We start from the raw sequence: 1372 nt of genomic DNA, 5'->3' as shown, positions 1-1372 counted from the left end.
GACCCGTCTCACGCACGTCCCGCAGGAGCTGGAGGGGTACGTCGGCAACGGCAACCTGGGCAGTGTCGCCACCGGCCGGGTCGCCTACGTCCTGGGTCTCACCGGACCGGCGATGACCGTGGACACGGCCTGCTCGTCCTCGCTCGTGGCGCTCCACCTCGCAGCACAGTCGCTGCGTTCGGGAGAGTCCGCCTTGGCGCTGGCGGGCGGCGTCACGATCATGTCCAGTCCCACGCCGTTCCGCGAGTTCGACCGGCAGGGAGGTCTCGCGGCCGACGGCCGCTGCAAGTCGTTTTCCGCCGGAGCGGACGGCACGGGGTGGTCCGAGGGCGTCGGGATGCTGGTTCTGGAGCGGTTGTCGGACGCCCGGCGCAATGGGCACCGGGTGCTGGCCGTCGTCCGGGGCTCGGCGGTGAACCAGGACGGCGCGTCCAACGGCCTGACCGCGCCGAACGGACCGGCGCAGGAACGGGTGATCCGGTCGGCGTTGGCGGCGGCTGGGGTGTCGGCGCGGGACGTGGACGTGGTGGAGGCGCACGGTACGGGGACGACGCTGGGTGATCCGATCGAGGCGCAGGCGTTGCTGGCGACTTATGGCCGGGAGCGGGAGGGTGAGCCGTTGTGGCTGGGGTCGGTGAAGTCGAACATCGGTCACACGCAGGCGGCTTCGGGTGTGGCCGGGATCATCAAGACGGTGCTGGCGCTGAGGGAGGGGGTGTTGCCGCGGACGTTGCACGTGGAGGAGCCGAGTCCGCACGTGGACTGGTCCTCCGGTGCGGTGTCGCTGCTGAGTGAGGCGCGTCCCTGGCCGGAAACCGGTCGGCCGCGTCGCGCGGCGGTCTCCTCGTTCGGGGTGAGCGGCACCAATGCCCACGTCGTCATCGAGCAGGCCCCTGAGGAAGCCGTGGCGCAGGCCGAGGTGAGTTCCCCGGTGCCGGTGCCGGTGCCGGTGGTGGTGTCGGGGCGGGATGGGGTGGGGTTGGGGGTTGCGGCGGGTCGGTTGGGCGCGTTCGTTTCGGGTGACGCGGGAGTCTCGGCGCTGGGGGTGGCGCGTGCTGCGGCCGTGGGGCGGGCTGCGTTGGAGTGCCGGGGTGCGGTGGTGGCCACTGACCGGGCTGAACTGCTGGCAGGCCTGGAGGAGTTGGCGGGTGGTGGCGGGCTTCGGGGTGTGGCCGGCCGTGGCGGGCTGACGGGGTTCTTGTTCTCGGGGCAGGGCTCGCAGTGGTCGGGGATGGGGGGTGAGTTGGCGCAGGCGTTCCCGCTGTTCGGTGAGGTGTTCGGTGACGTGTGCGGTCGGTTGGAGGAACGCCTGGGTTTCGGGCTGCGTGAGGTGGTGCTGAGCGGCGGTGACGCCGTGGACGGGACGGTGGTT

1 protein-coding gene is annotated in these 1372 nt (G+C 71.8%); it reads left to right on the top strand.

Annotated features, from left to right (window positions below):
- The coding region (locus AQJ30_RS33345; protein ID WP_281200981.1) for a beta-ketoacyl synthase N-terminal-like domain-containing protein at positions 1 to 1372 on the top strand (1372 nt) is incomplete at both ends.

The sequence above is a fragment of the Streptomyces longwoodensis genome (genome assembly GCF_001514125.1).
GTDB lineage: Bacteria > Actinomycetota > Actinomycetes > Streptomycetales > Streptomycetaceae > Streptomyces > Streptomyces longwoodensis.
This window is presented reverse-complemented; position numbering and strand designations above follow the sequence as displayed.